This is a genomic window from Acinetobacter sp. AG3 (genome assembly GCF_022343575.1).
Taxonomy (GTDB): domain Bacteria; phylum Pseudomonadota; class Gammaproteobacteria; order Pseudomonadales; family Moraxellaceae; genus Acinetobacter; species Acinetobacter guillouiae.
The window spans coordinates 2,243,405-2,256,813 of the sequence record NZ_JAKQZD010000001.1 but is presented as its reverse complement, the minus strand read 5'-3'; the positions used below and the strand labels follow the sequence as shown (position 1 = coordinate 2,256,813).

The window sequence follows — 13,409 nt, the reverse complement described above, 5'->3', positions numbered from 1 at the left end:
ATTATAATTTATAAGCTTTATTGATGTTTTTTTGATTATTTTATTTTTTTTGATCTTAATTAGATGTTTGAAAGTATTGATGTAAGATGTTGTTTTATAATGTTTTATTTTTAAATAATTAACGGTGATGTTTTAATATGTTGTATTGTAATTTGATGTTATTTATTTAAAAATTTCTAAAACGATAATACTCAATAGGGCTGGTGTTTTGAGCTAATTTTATTTTAATTTGGTTAATTTAATTTTGTACAAACCTTTCTTGAAACTATAACAAATAGTAATATTAAATAAAAATATTTAATCTAGGATGATTATCGTTGATTGATTAATTGAATTAATAACTTTTATCAAAATAGAGGATTAAATATGTCAAATTCTAATATAGATAACGAAGTAGTTAAGGATCTCAGTAAAGAACAACGTGACCAATTGAATGCCGATCCAATTTCCGGTGAGCCAGGCGCACACCCAATCGGGACAGGTGTTGGAGCCGCAGGCGGTGCAGTAAGTGGTGCAGCTATTGGAGCTGTTGGCGGACCTGTAGGTGCTGCAGTCGGTGGGGTAGTAGGTGCAGTTGTTGGAGGATTAGCTGGAAAAAGCATTTCTGAAGCTGTAAATCCAACTGATGAAGATGTTTATTGGCGTGAAACTTACAACACTCGCCCTTATTATAAAGACACGATTAACTTATATGATAATGTAGATTACGATCGTGATTATCGTGATGCATATCAGCTAGGGTACACTTCTAGAAGCAATTACCCTTATGAAACAAAGTTTGAAGAAGTTGAAGCAGATCTTAAGCTTCAATGGGAAAAAACCAAAAGAGAGTCTCGTTTAAAATGGGAAGAAGCAAAGCATGCAGTAAAAGATGCTTGGGATCGAGTAACTCGTTAACAGATACTCAAAAAAATAGCCCTTCAATGTAAGGGCTATTTTTTTGTCACTAGTAAACAAATGGCAGCAATCCACTACAACCATTAATTGTGGTAACATATTGAAAATCCAAGTGAATGCAACGACATGCAAGCTATGCCAATCCAATACAGACTGAGTGGATTCTATTTTTGGTATTATTCAATAGTTGGAACTTTTTTACCGTATTGGAGCTTATATCTTCAAGATCAAGGATTTAATTATCAAGAAATCGGATTACTGTCGTCTATAGCCATTTTAACCCGTATATTTGCACCTTTTATTTGGGGATTTATCGCAGATAAAACAGGAAAACGAATGTTGTGGGTTCGTGTGGCAACCTGGATGGAAGCTACGATCTGGTTTTTAATTTTTATCATTCCCAACAATATGCAATCAATTGCATTTCTGATGCTGATTTTTAGCTTCTTTCAAAATGCCATACTTGCGCAATTTGAAGGTGTAACGCTGTTTTGGCTGGGTAATCAACATACAGCATTGTATGGAAAAATTAGAAAATGGGGCTCTATTGGATTTATTATTGGCGTATTTAGTATCGGTGCGATTTTAGAAGTTATTGCAATTCAATATTTACCAATGATGTTGTTATGTATTGCATTTACAGCTTTTATTTGGTCCTTTTCGATTAAGGAACCCAGCACTGCACCGAGTGCACAAAAAATATTAGACCCATTGCTTCCCATTCTAAAAAGACCAGTGGTTTTTTCATTTTTTATCATTGAATTTATTATGCTTTTTGCACAAGCACCATTTTATAGTTTTTATAGTAATTATTTAAAGCTTGCTGGTTACAGTACAACTCAGATTGGCTTTTTATGGTCAGTTGGGGTGATTGCTGAAATTATCATGTTTAACTATGCAAATTTCTTCCTAAATCGTTTTTCATGGCGAAGCTTAGTCGCACTTTGTTTAATCATGACCAGTATTCGATTTATTTTGGCAGGTTTATTTTCAGAAAGTTTCATTATTCAATTTATTTCTCAAACTTTTCATGCATTTAGTTTTGGTTTATTTCATATTATTGCAATGCGGGTCATTTTGCAGAACTTTGCAGCCAAACAACAGGGCAGAGGGCAAGCGCTATATAGTACCATGTGGGGACTTGGCGTTGCATCTGGCAGCATCTTAGCTGGGCAATATTGGGAAAAATTATCAGGAGAATATATTTTTATCATTGCTGGATTTTCAGCATTGCTTGGTTTGCTATTGATTAATTTTTTACCTAAAACATTACAAACGATTCAAAGATAAATGAATCTCTTTGCAGAAAAGAGATTCAGAACGTTCAAATCAATTCTGTACGGGTTAATTTAGTAAATAAACAATAAGGTGTACAATAAAAGGTCCAACCAATACCATAAAAATACCAGCTAAAACCATGGTTAAACTGGCAATAACACCTTCATCTTTATCACGCATATAAGCTTTACTTGTACCAAAACCATGTGCCGCATTACCCAAAGACGCACCTTGTGCAAAGCTTGATTTCAGTCTTAAACCGCCTAATACCAAATCACCAATTAACATACCAGTCACCCCAGTAATCATGGTGAATAAAATCACCAGTTCAACTGAACCGCCGATATGGGTTGTTAACTCCATTGCAAATGGTGTGGAGATTGAACGTGCCATTAGACTATAGGTTGTTGTTTGGTCAAAATGAAATAACTTGGCAAGGTAGAATGCACTGATCATTCCAGCAAGCATACCAATGACCACACCCATAGAAATTGAAATGAGATGTTCTTTAATGATTTGGCGATATTCAAAAATTGGGATTGCAAAGGCAACAGTTGCAGGCCCTAACATCCATATAATCCACTGACTATCAAGCATATAAGCATCATAAGAAACATGTGCTGACAGTAAAATGGTGATTAAAACAATCGGAACCAAAATTGCTGGAGATAAAATTAAGTATGGAAATTTACGATAAAGCTTTTTGACCAACACATAAGCGACTAATGTGATCACTAGGCAAAATATTGAAATGGCAGACATTATTTATCTCCCTGTAATACATGTACGGTTTTATGAACATGACGTTGTTTCAATTTCCGCTCTAGTTTAAAACCTATATGCACACTATAAGCAGTAAATACCATCACACAAATTGTGCCCAGTACAACCACAACAATCAGTTGCCAACCCTCAGTGATAAATAGGTTTTTATATTTCATTAACCCGATAAAACAAGGAATAAAAAATAGTACCAATTCACCTAGAATGAAATCTGAGCCTGATTTAATCCAATTTAACTTAAAAATACCTGTCATGAGCCCAATCAAAACCATAAATAAGCCAATCACAGCTGCCGAAATAGGTAAATTAAATTGCTTTTGAATGATTGAACCAATCCACCAAATCAAAATTAAAAGCCCAATTTGCAATGTGACTTTATAGATTGATGAAATTTGATGGCTTTGAGTGCGCGTAGACATTTTATTGCAGATATTTTAAAAAGATACGTTATTTTAGTTGCAAACATCACAGCATATTATGAATAATTAAACCATAATTATGCGTTTTTGGAATAATTGATGGACATTAAAAATCTTAAAATTTTTGTAGAAATCGTTAATTGCGAAAGTTTTACTTTGGCTGCGGATCGTTTGTTTATGACACAGCCTACACTCAGTAAATCAATTAAACATTTAGAAGAAGAACTTGGCACAGCTTTGTTTAAAAAAGGTGAAGCTGGAAGAAAAAGGGAAGTTGTACTTACCTATATTGGTGAATTAATTTATCAACATGCTTTAAATATCTTAAATGAACAAAAGCAAATATTTGAAAATATTGATCAAGTACAGCAGTTAAAAAAAGGTAAATTAACCATAGGCTTACCACCATTAGGCTCGGTATTACTTAGCCCTTTAATTGCTTTATTTCACCAGAATCATCCTAATATTCAATTGAAATTCTTAGAAGTTGGTGCCAATGGTATTGAGGAAGCAATTGCTGATAAAAGTATTGATGTTGGGATTTTACTCGGTAATTTAAGACCAAGTTTTGCGGCAATTCCTGTGATAGATTCACCGATGTGTTTATTAGCAAAGAAAAATTCACATTGGAATCAAAGAGATTCAGTAAATTTGCATGAACTTAAAGAAGAAACTTTTTTACTTTACGCTGATTCTTTTACATTAAATAAGATGATTATACAGGCTGCAAATGCTGTAGGTTTTGAACCAAAAGTGGTGTGTAAAAGTAGCCAGTGGGACTTTATCACCAAAATGGTGGAGTTTAATATGGGGCTCGCCATATTGCCCAAAATTTATTGTGATCAGTTAGATCAAGGGAAGTTTTGCTCAGCAATCCTTAATGAGCCTAAATTACATTGGACATTGAGTATGGCTTGGAATACGACTGTAGCAATGAGTCCAGCAACCAAAGCTTGGTTAACGATTGTAGAGATGCATAGAGATAAAATTCATTTCTAGATGGATTGATAGCTTTTAAGTCTTAATAAATTGAGATTAGCATGACTCAGGTGTGAATTTCATAAATATTAAAACTATTTATATCAAATGTTTAATTATAATAATTTCGCATAATATATATTATGTTAAATAAAATATTAGGTAAGTTGTCTACTCACATGTTGTTTGCAATGGCTACCTAATTATTAGAATTTGACTAATTTATATTTAGAAAAAAGTTAACTAGAAAATAAGCTGTAATTTTCTATGTTAATTACGCTTAAATTCCAACCCTCTCATTTTTCAATTAGCTCAGGTTATAATGATGGCCTCCCAAAATATGGTTGATCTATTATGAACGCCTCCAATGACCCTCTACACGGCAAAAAACTTGCTGACATTTTGGATGAATTATTAGATTACTACGATGGCTTTGAAGGCTTAAGTCGTAAAATTGAAATTAGATGTTTTTGCATAGATCCAAGTGTTAAGTCATCATTGCGATTCTTACGTACTACCCCATGGGCACGTGAAAAAGTAGAAAGCTTATATTTGTATGTCTTACGCCAAAAAGCCAAACAGAAATCGTAGCTATAAAAACCCTGACTCAGCATAGACAAATTTAGTCTATTCTTAAGACTTCATAGCTAGGTTCATGAACCAAATATTTTATAAATTGTTATTTTAGTGCGCTAAGTAATTAAATTTATTGTTTATTAAAAATCAATTTAATTGTGAAATAAATTCTAGGTGAACATAAGTTAAATAGAATATCAGAGACTGTGGCTACACAATGCTGTTGTTGTTACAGCTCAGCAACTTGAATCAGTAAAATTATATTCAAGTTGCTGAGTATTCCAAGTAACATAATATAAGTTATGCTGAAATCAGATCGCTACTCGATTTTGTATGGTGATGGCTTCAATGTACTTTCGTATTTGCTTCAGTTAAATAAGCTTTCTTCGATGCCTTATTCCATAAACACAGTTCTTGCCCTATTTTGTTTTTCATATGTGCTTGCGGATATTTTCCTTGAATCAAGAGTGCCGAATATCCAACACGATCATCAAACAGCATGACATTACTTACTGTCTTGGCATTTTTAAGTTGACTTGCTTTTATACAAGCCGCTTTTATTTCCTGATCATGCTTGTTCCATGCCTGCTCGGAACTTCCGAAAGCGACGCTAATCACAGCAGAACTTGCCACAAAACCTAAAATAGAAAGATATTTTAAAAATATACGATATCTCAATATCATGATGATTGTCCTGTAAATTCGAGTTTCTGGATCTATACTGAAACAATCTGATGAGATAATCTAGCAATTTACACATGCTGTAACAGCAGATATTCAGGATTACACATATCTCTGGAAAGTTGTCCGTGATTAAAATTTTAAAATATAGATCAAAGACTTAAAAAAAGTTCTATTCTATAGAAGCATTACCTGACTCACGTGATTCCATACAGTGATCAATAATTTCTCGCGTCTTATCGGTTGCGGAAATTATAATTATGACTATTAATTAAAGCGCTAACTTTGCTGTGTGGCCCTGTCTATGTGATGCATCTATAGCTTGTGATCTTGAAAAGCCCATCCCTTTTAAAATATATATCTTGCGCTTTATCTATTTTTATGTATGATTGAGTAGTCACTCAATTAATATATTTGTCTATGGCCCGTCCTCGTAGTGAAGATAAACGTAATGCAATTTTAAATGCTGCTATTGAAACATTGGCAGAACTTGGAGAGCGTGCATCTACTTCAAAAATAGCTAAAGTCGCTGGTGTAGCAGAAGGTACTTTATTTACTTATTTCAGTAATAAAGAGGAATTACTTAACCAATTATACCTTTCGCTAAAGGCCGAACTGCGTCAGGTCATAATGCTGAATTATCCGAACAACTCAGACCTACAAAGCCAAATGTTTTATATCTGGCAAAGCTATTTGGACTGGAGTTTAGATGCCCCATTCAAACGTAAAGTGATGGCACAGTTGTCGACTTCAGAACAAATTACAGAGCAGAGTAAACACATTGGTATGCAAACTTTTTGTGATTTTACTAGGACTATTCAAGAACATATTGATGACGGCAAATTAAGAGATTATCCACCCTTGTTTATCGGTTCGATTTTGGGTGCACTTGCCGAAGTCACACTCAACTTTATTGCTCAAGACCCTTCTCAAGCTGATCTTTATCGGAAGTCTGGTTTTGAAGCTTTTTGGCATGCAGTTTCAATGTAGATAAAGACTAAAGTAAGGATGTGCAGCATTCTTATTTTTTAAATTAATTAATGAGTGATTAAATACTCATTTAAATAAATCAAAATAAGCACTTATCTCAAGTTCTTATTTACAGATATAGCTTGTTCCACTCAAGGAAAATAAAATGACAATTTCAAACGCAACAGACTTGCTTTCCCCCTTTATGTCATCACAGCAGCACAATGGGAGATATAGCAATACAAGACCGAATCTGCACACACATTCTTTCGGAAAAACGCTAGGCTTAATGTGGAAATTTCTATTTAACAAACCCAAAAATACGGTGCCAAACCAAGAAATTCCTGTGTTAAGTTTATCAAAAGAACAACTCATGAGTGCCCCTGACCGTTCTCTATTTCGTCTTGGGCATTCGACCATTTTATTAAAATTACGTAATGAATTTTGGTTAACCGATCCTGTTTTTTCTGAGCGTGCCTCGCCTTTTCAATGGATTGGCCCAAAGCGTTTTCACCAACCACCGATTAGCATCGCAGACTTACCGCCCATTAAAGGCGTGATTTTGTCGCATAACCACTATGACCATCTTGACTACCATGCAGTAATCCAGCTCAAAGACAAAGTTGAACACTTCTTAACACCACTTGGTGTTGGTGACACACTGATTAAATGGGGTGTGCCAGCAGAAAAGGTTCAGCAACTTGACTGGTGGGAAATAACCCATGTGGCTGGTCTTGAACTGATTGCTACCCCTGCCCATCATTTTTCAGGCCGTGGTATGGGTGATAGCAACGCAACGCTTTGGGCATCGTGGGTGATTATTGATAATGATCTACGGGTGTTTTTTAGTGGCGATACTGGTTATTTCGATGGGTTTAAAGAGATTGGACATCGTTATGGTCCTTTCGATCTTACCATGCTAGAAACTGGGGCCTATGATCCAGAATGGCCAGATGTTCACATGCAACCTGAGCAAACTTTACAAGCGCATATCGATTTAAAAGGACGTCATTTGTTGCCTGTCCATAATGGGACTTTTGACTTGGCGCTTCATGCTTGGGACGATCCATTTGAACGGATTGTGGCTTTGGCTCATCAAAACGACTTAGCGATTAGTACGCCTCAAATGGGTGAAGTATTGAACTTAAACCAGCCAAATGTCGAAAACTATTGGTGGCGTCCGTAATTTTTTCAATCATTTTTAAATTATTTACGTCCCTCAATCCTCTTTTAAAGGTATTTATATTCAGTGATATAGCCCTATTGTTTTCATCTATATTTTCTTTTGATAAAACTAGGGCTGACTTTGTCTTGTGTGTATAAATAAGAACTTGCTCATGGTCTTTTGGCTGATTTTTTATGTTCATAAAAGTTCCCATCTTTTCAATTCAGCTTCTATGTAGTCAAAAAGAGAGTGGAGGCATCTCTGTAATTTATTTAGGCACGAACACTTTTATGTCTTAATGGTTGTTTTAGCCCCATGAGTTTGGTTGTTTAAAAAATGTGAATATATTTGCTCAAAATTACTTAATCTATATCTTTAATGTGCAATTTTTTTGCTCAGAACTTAAAAAAATGTAAAATAAATGATTTAATGAAATATAGAACAAATATACTAAAAAATAAGATTAATCATTCATATAGATTAACATTTGAGTATATTTTAGGTGAGAAATCACCCATGTTATCATGGAAAATAAATGAAAATTCTAGTTATTGTTTTAATCATTGTGGCTCTTGGAATTGTTATCGTTAAAAGTAAAAAGTCCAATCAACAAAATTTAAAGGAATTAGTTAAAAGAACCTTTCCAAAACATACAATTATTGAGAAATTTGGCACAGTTATGATTTGTGAAATTAATCATAGAAATGAACCAGATGAGCTTATTTTTATAAGAATAAACCCAAATAGAAAAAAGAATATCAATAGAAATGGGCGTAGATTAAATGCTGAATACCCTGCGATTCCAACAATAAAAGAATTAAAAAATGACTTCAACAGCCACTTAAATTAATGCTTGATAGAATCAAGCCGTAGATATCCAGCTTTAATAAAACAATTGCAATGGGAATTAAGAAAACGTAAAACTCCAAGAATTAAGCTATCGCACGCTGAGCAATAGCCAAAGCCTCATCCAAATCCGCTTTTAAATCGTCTACATGTTCAAGTCCCGCATGTAGACGTACCAAATATCCACGACTAGGCAAATGACTGTGAGTTCGATAAGGCGTTCCAACTGGCAAAATCAAACTTTCAAATCCACCCCATGACAAGCCAATGTGGAAAAGCTTTAAAGAATCAAAGAAAGCCTCAACAAAACACGGATTGTTTTGTTTTAAATAAAAAGAAAATAAGCCTGTAGAACCAGAAAAACTCTGTTGCCATAGTTTGTGATATGGATTCATTGCTAAAGCTGCATGGTTTACCAGATCGATTGCTGGATGTTCATTTAGATAATGAGCGAGTATCACGCCATTCTCTTCATGTTGTTTTAAACGAACGGCTAAACTACGCAACCCACGTGATGCTAGATAAATATCATCTGGACTTGTCGTTTCACCAAAAAAGTGTACAACTTTATTTAATTGCTCTATGGATGCGGCATTTGCTGTTGCAGTCCCCATGAGAATGTCAGAATGCCCACCAATATATTTTGTTACAGCCTGAATTGAGACATCGGCACCATGTTTTAAAGGTTGAAAAAACAATGGCGTTGCCCAAGAGTTATCTACTAAAACCTTGGCATTCATAGCATGGCTTATTTCTGAGATTGCAGCAATATCGCTAATTTCAAAAGTAATTGAACCTGGTGACTCTACAAAGACTACACTGGTTTTTTGATTAATTTTGCTCTTTAACTCATCTAGATCACATGAGTTAAAGTATTCAACTTGGATTCCCAGTTTAGGCAGCATACTGTCTGCAAAACTTCGTGTTGGCCCGTAAATATTATCGGCAATCAGAACATGATCACCTGCAGCAACGAATGCCATTAATGCATGCGTACAAGCCGATAGTCCGGATGGAAAAACCATGCATCCTGCCCCACTTTCTAATGTATTAATTGCACTTTCAAAAGACTTTGCTGTAGCAGCACCAAAACGGCCATAATGTTTATAAACACCGCCATTTTGCTTATGATCTTCCCATTCTTTAAAACTATCGACGACGATAGTTGAGCCTCGGTAAACAGGTGTATTCACCAAACCATCAAAACGCTGAGGGGTTCTTCCCAAATTTATGACTTGTGTACAAAAGTGATTCATAGCAGCACCAGCATGATTTCTAACAAATATTTCTATAAACAATGATAGATAAATGCATAGAATTTTTATTTTAAATAAATCACTATTTTTCTGAAAAATTCGAATTTCAATCCATGTTCTAGCATATAAAAGAAATTTTATTTCTATATTAAGATAATAAGGTAAATATTCATGATGTGGCTGGTTGATATCTTTATTGCTTTATCTCGAATAATTATTTAAGTGGAATTTGCTTAAAAATATGATTCGTAGATCTGATTTTTATTGGCAATTTACTTTTTCTACTATTTATTGCTCGTTACTAATCAGACCATCCATGAAGTTTGGACAATACTTAAAATCGCAACTTTACCTATTAAGGTCTAAATTCATTTATATAGAGATCTGTAGTGTTTTAAACTTTTTTATAATCTGGATGTCCTTTTTCTAAAAATGCAGCCATACCCTCCTTAACGGTGACATCAAAACTAACTGCTGCAATCGCTCGTGCTTCTAGCTCTAAATGAGTTTCCAAACTATTTTGATGGCTAGAAAGTAGTAATTGGCGAATATTATTGAGTGCAGGCAAAGGCTGATTTGCCAACAAAGTTGCATTTTCTTTTACTCGTTGCTCAAAGTCTGCATCTGAAGAAACCATTGTTAATAATCCATATTCAAATGCCGTACTTGCACTCATTTTTTAAAATGATAATAGTTGAATAGTTTCCCTTTAATACCTATAAATGTTCTGTTTTAAAAGCGATAGCCAATACCCATGTAACTAATCAATGGATCAACATCAATTTTAACTTTTCCTGAAATCAGATTTTGATTGTTATTTTGGTTATTTACATCAATTTTCGCGTCAATATCCATTTTCGAATAAGATAATGAAGCTACGGCAAACCAATTCGAGTTAAAGTCATAATTAAATCCGACACTAAATACTGGCGCAAAAGCATTTCTAGTGCTGACTTTAATAATAGGTTTGGCATCTGAACTTATACCAGCAAGGCTATTTCCAGCATTACCGGTGAGAATATTCTGCACCCGATGACCAGCAAGAATAAGGTCATTTTCAATACCTGAATTGATTTTTACATTTTCTAAATAGGCATATAGTATGCCAACACCAACATATGGACGGAATTTGTTAATACCGCTTACACCAAACTGATAATGGGCTTCAATTGCGGGCATCCAAACTCTAGTATCGATTGCATATTTGGACTGGGTAAGATCCGTTATATAGAGTTGTTGTGAAATGGGAATACTATTTGTACCAATAAGTGCTGTTGATGTGGGTGGCAAATTAACCTGACCAATAACTGGAGCATATACCTGACCAATTCCTTTTGCCTTAACCTTAGGTGGTATACCTGCTTTAAGCTCTAACGAAATATTATCATTTAAATAATAATTAAACATGATACCCATGGTATTAATGTTTTCAACTTCCAAGCCTGTATTAGGGCTAGTCCAATTAGAAGGTTGATTTAGAGTAGCAGTACCACTTAAATCGGCTGAAAGGCTTGATATGCCTAGGCCTTGTATAGTGCTAATTACCGTATGTGCTTGTTGCCCTTGAGTCGTTGACTGATCAATTGCGCCCAGAATATTCTGGGTTGAGACATCACCTACTCTATAAGTACTGCCTGCTGGGATTGCGGTCGTATTATTTATATTGTTTGCATCACCTAAGGGTTTTGCATACAACCAGCCGATAGAAATCGAATAGCGTTTAAAATCTGTTTTATCACTTGGTTTAAAATAGGAACTGGCATAAACAGTTTGTGCAGATACAGCACATATAGCTAAACTATATATATAATTTTTTAATTTCATGGATCCATCCAATAGATTTTAATATTTTGAATGAATATTTGACGACAAAATTGAATTAACTTGTATCGTCAAAAAGAACTAATTTATTAAAAATTTTTAATGATGAGATAAAGCCAATATTTTTTTTTGCTAAAAAAAGAGAGACTTTTCTTTAAATTAATGCATATTTCCTAGCAATAACTAATGCCCCGGTTCTATTTTTTACACCTAATTTTATGTAAATATTATTAATATGCCATTTTACAGTTGAAAGTGAAATGAAAAGCTCATCTGCTATTTGTTGATATTTTAAACCTGACTCTAACATGTGCAGTAATTCTAATTCTCTTTTTGAGAAAGCAGCTCTATTAAATTTAATCTGATCACTTTCAACATCTAAGCAAAGGTGGTTGCTTAATTCATTGAGCAAATTTTTATAATTTTCATCTAAAGTAGATGCTGAGCTCTTAATTAATTGAAGTGAAGCTATAGAAAATTTTTCAAAATCAATAAATACTCTAAAATACCCATTTTCAGTAGCCAAAAATAAAGCATGTTTAATCCGATCCAATGCTTCTTTGTTATTGTTTTCATATTTTAAGGCAATAAATGATTTTAAAATTAAAATTTTACTGAACAAAAATTGGTTTTTTTGCAATTGATTATCATAAAGAAACTCATCGAGAAGTTTAGACACTAAGTTGAAGTTATTTTCATTCAGTTGCATTAATATATTGATATATTTATGATAAATTTTAACTTCTGCGCACTGATCAGTACTATCCTCCACCCTAATATCTATGTTATTTAAACAACTAAAGTCTTTTTCAATTTTATTAGAAAGCAAATACAATTCAACTTGCTGGTACTGGAGTAATATATGCAGCCGTTTCGGATAAATTGAGATAATAGCTTGAAGGTTCTCTCTTAAATTTTGTGTGTCAGCCCAACGTTTTTGAAGTTTATAAGAAGTCGATATTCCAGCGAATGCTGTTTCAACTAAACCATGATTTTTAATATTTCTATATCCAATTTCAACATATTCTTGGGCTTTTGAAATTTGATTGACTTCATAGTAAATTGCTGATAATAATTGTGAAATTGTAGGTAAAATAGAAGCATCTTCACCTATTTCTTCAATTGTTTTATAAAATTGCCTTTCTAAAACTTTTTGTGCACGATTATATAGACCACAATCAAGAAGAAATAAGCCGTAAAGTAGATTAACCCAGATTTCACCATATATACTGCCTGTATCTCTAATCACTTGTAGTGCATAGTTGATTGATTTTTGAGCCAAATCATACTCAACATTCAATCTGTAACTTAAGTAACTTGCACAAGATACAACTGCCTTATCAAAATTATCGGTGTTTTTATTTTTTTTAAACCAAATTTTTGATTTTTCTAAACTTATTTGGCGTTTATCCTGAAATGTTAATAAGACAATTTCAATCGAATCTAATTTAGCAGAAAAAAACTGAAAATCCAGTTCATTTAGATACTGATCATTTTGTAAAGCTAGTCTGAGATCATTTACTCTTTGTTTTGACTCCTCCCATTGATATGAAAGTGCGAGCGACCATGCCAGCCAGTAAATTATTTTATTCCAATTAAAATATTTCTCATCTTTTAACTCCTTGAACCAATTAATCAGTGTAGGTAATTCACCTAAGTCCTTAGCTAAAATTTCACTGGTTTAGAGGTGGTCCCACATGTTTGAACAACTAAAAGCTTATTTATAAGTGATACTCTGCT

14 protein-coding genes are annotated in these 13,409 nt (G+C 33.8%); 7 read left to right on the top strand and 7 right to left on the bottom strand.

From position 1 onward, the window contains the following. Window positions 1–366: 366 nt before the first annotated feature. Together L3V46_RS10450 and L3V46_RS10445 are read left to right on the top strand one after the other, a co-directional pair. Window positions 367–897, top strand: coding sequence for a hypothetical protein (locus tag L3V46_RS10450; protein ID WP_239045639.1), 531 nt, complete (start codon window positions 367–369; stop codon window positions 895–897). A 126-nt stretch (window positions 898–1,023) separates the two neighbouring features. After that, window positions 1,024–2,187: an MFS transporter gene (locus tag L3V46_RS10445; RefSeq protein WP_004821496.1), complete on the top strand. Its 1,164-nt coding sequence runs from the start codon at window positions 1,024–1,026 to the stop codon at window positions 2,185–2,187. Between the two features lie 54 nt (window positions 2,188–2,241). Here the strand turns inward: L3V46_RS10445 and L3V46_RS10440 are convergent, their stop codons facing one another. Both L3V46_RS10440 and L3V46_RS10435 read right to left on the bottom strand, forming a co-directional pair. Beyond that, window positions 2,242–2,937 carry an LrgB family protein gene (locus L3V46_RS10440; protein ID WP_004821497.1) on the bottom strand — a complete coding sequence of 232 codons (696 nt, stop codon included), beginning with the start codon at window positions 2,935–2,937 and terminating at the stop codon, window positions 2,242–2,244. Then, window positions 2,937–3,377 carry a CidA/LrgA family protein gene (locus L3V46_RS10435; RefSeq protein ID WP_004821498.1) on the bottom strand — a complete coding sequence of 147 codons (441 nt, stop codon included), beginning with the start codon at window positions 3,375–3,377 and terminating at the stop codon, window positions 2,937–2,939. The genes L3V46_RS10440 and L3V46_RS10435 overlap by 1 nt, the downstream gene beginning before the upstream one ends. Window positions 3,378–3,476: 99 nt before the next feature. On the opposite strand from L3V46_RS10435, the gene L3V46_RS10430 reads away from it, so the two are divergent. Continuing rightward, complete coding sequence (locus L3V46_RS10430; RefSeq protein ID WP_239045638.1) at window positions 3,477–4,376, top strand: LysR family transcriptional regulator; 900 nt, start codon at window positions 3,477–3,479, stop codon at window positions 4,374–4,376. Between the two features lie 333 nt (window positions 4,377–4,709). Then, entirely contained in the window at window positions 4,710–4,946 is a 237-nt protein-coding gene (locus tag L3V46_RS10425; RefSeq protein ID WP_004720475.1) for a VF530 family protein, read from the top strand. Window positions 4,947–5,276: 330 nt separating this feature from the next. Here the strand turns inward: L3V46_RS10425 and L3V46_RS10420 are convergent, their stop codons facing one another. Then, complete coding sequence (locus L3V46_RS10420) at window positions 5,277–5,615, bottom strand: hypothetical protein (RefSeq protein WP_105712640.1); 339 nt, start codon at window positions 5,613–5,615, stop codon at window positions 5,277–5,279. Between the two features lie 417 nt (window positions 5,616–6,032). On the opposite strand from L3V46_RS10420, the gene L3V46_RS10415 reads away from it, so the two are divergent. The 3 genes from L3V46_RS10415 to L3V46_RS10405 all read left to right on the top strand — a co-directional run bounded on the left by L3V46_RS10415 (window position 6,033) and on the right by L3V46_RS10405 (window position 8,596). Then, a complete protein-coding gene (locus L3V46_RS10415) occupies window positions 6,033–6,602 on the top strand; it encodes a TetR/AcrR family transcriptional regulator (protein WP_239045637.1) in 570 nt (189 codons plus the stop codon). Window positions 6,603–6,747: 145 nt separating this feature from the next. Next, a complete protein-coding gene (locus tag L3V46_RS10410) occupies window positions 6,748–7,767 on the top strand; it encodes an MBL fold metallo-hydrolase (RefSeq protein WP_239045636.1) in 1,020 nt (339 codons plus the stop codon). A 514-nt stretch (window positions 7,768–8,281) separates the two neighbouring features. Beyond that, window positions 8,282–8,596: a hypothetical protein gene (locus tag L3V46_RS10405; RefSeq protein WP_239045635.1), complete on the top strand. Its 315-nt coding sequence runs from the start codon at window positions 8,282–8,284 to the stop codon at window positions 8,594–8,596. 82 nt (window positions 8,597–8,678) lie between these two features. On the opposite strand, the gene metC is transcribed toward L3V46_RS10405, so the two are convergent. From metC to L3V46_RS10385, 4 genes are all read right to left on the bottom strand, one after another. Beyond that, window positions 8,679–9,848 (bottom strand): cystathionine beta-lyase, encoded by a 1,170-nt coding sequence (metC, locus tag L3V46_RS10400; RefSeq protein ID WP_239045634.1) that lies wholly within the window; start codon window positions 9,846–9,848, stop codon window positions 8,679–8,681. 394 nt (window positions 9,849–10,242) lie between these two features. Further along, window positions 10,243–10,524, bottom strand: coding sequence for an enoyl-CoA hydratase-related protein (locus L3V46_RS10395; RefSeq protein WP_239045633.1), 282 nt, complete (start codon window positions 10,522–10,524; stop codon window positions 10,243–10,245). Window positions 10,525–10,580: 56 nt separating this feature from the next. Then, window positions 10,581–11,672, bottom strand: a complete 1,092-nt coding sequence (locus L3V46_RS10390; protein ID WP_239045632.1) for an OmpW family outer membrane protein — start codon at window positions 11,670–11,672, stop codon at window positions 10,581–10,583. A 151-nt stretch (window positions 11,673–11,823) separates the two neighbouring features. Then, window positions 11,824–12,951 carry a helix-turn-helix transcriptional regulator gene (locus L3V46_RS10385; RefSeq protein ID WP_239045631.1) on the bottom strand — a complete coding sequence of 376 codons (1,128 nt, stop codon included), beginning with the start codon at window positions 12,949–12,951 and terminating at the stop codon, window positions 11,824–11,826. Window positions 12,952–13,409: the final 458 nt, after the last annotated feature.

Bases quoted from the DNA above. Each gene is read 5' to 3' on its own strand.
- L3V46_RS10450 (WP_239045639.1), top strand. From the start codon at position 367: ATGTCAAATTCTAATATAGATAACGAAGTAGTTAAGGATCTCAGTAAA.
- L3V46_RS10390 (WP_239045632.1), bottom strand. From the start codon at position 11,672: ATGAAATTAAAAAATTATATATATAGTTTAGCTATATGTGCTGTATCT.
- L3V46_RS10435 (WP_004821498.1), bottom strand. From the start codon at position 3,377: ATGTCTACGCGCACTCAAAGCCATCAAATTTCATCAATCTATAAAGTC.
- L3V46_RS10405 (WP_239045635.1), top strand. From the start codon at position 8,282: ATGAAAATTCTAGTTATTGTTTTAATCATTGTGGCTCTTGGAATTGTT.
- L3V46_RS10425 (WP_004720475.1), top strand. From the start codon at position 4,710: ATGAACGCCTCCAATGACCCTCTACACGGCAAAAAACTTGCTGACATT.
- L3V46_RS10395 (WP_239045633.1), bottom strand. From the start codon at position 10,524: ATGAGTGCAAGTACGGCATTTGAATATGGATTATTAACAATGGTTTCT.
- L3V46_RS10420 (WP_105712640.1), bottom strand. From the start codon at position 5,615: ATGATATTGAGATATCGTATATTTTTAAAATATCTTTCTATTTTAGGT.
- L3V46_RS10440 (WP_004821497.1), bottom strand. From the start codon at position 2,937: ATGTCTGCCATTTCAATATTTTGCCTAGTGATCACATTAGTCGCTTAT.
- L3V46_RS10430 (WP_239045638.1), top strand. From the start codon at position 3,477: ATGGACATTAAAAATCTTAAAATTTTTGTAGAAATCGTTAATTGCGAA.
- L3V46_RS10445 (WP_004821496.1), top strand. From the start codon at position 1,024: ATGCAAGCTATGCCAATCCAATACAGACTGAGTGGATTCTATTTTTGG.
- metC (WP_239045634.1), bottom strand. From the start codon at position 9,848: ATGAATCACTTTTGTACACAAGTCATAAATTTGGGAAGAACCCCTCAG.
- L3V46_RS10410 (WP_239045636.1), top strand. From the start codon at position 6,748: ATGACAATTTCAAACGCAACAGACTTGCTTTCCCCCTTTATGTCATCA.
- L3V46_RS10415 (WP_239045637.1), top strand. From the start codon at position 6,033: ATGGCCCGTCCTCGTAGTGAAGATAAACGTAATGCAATTTTAAATGCT.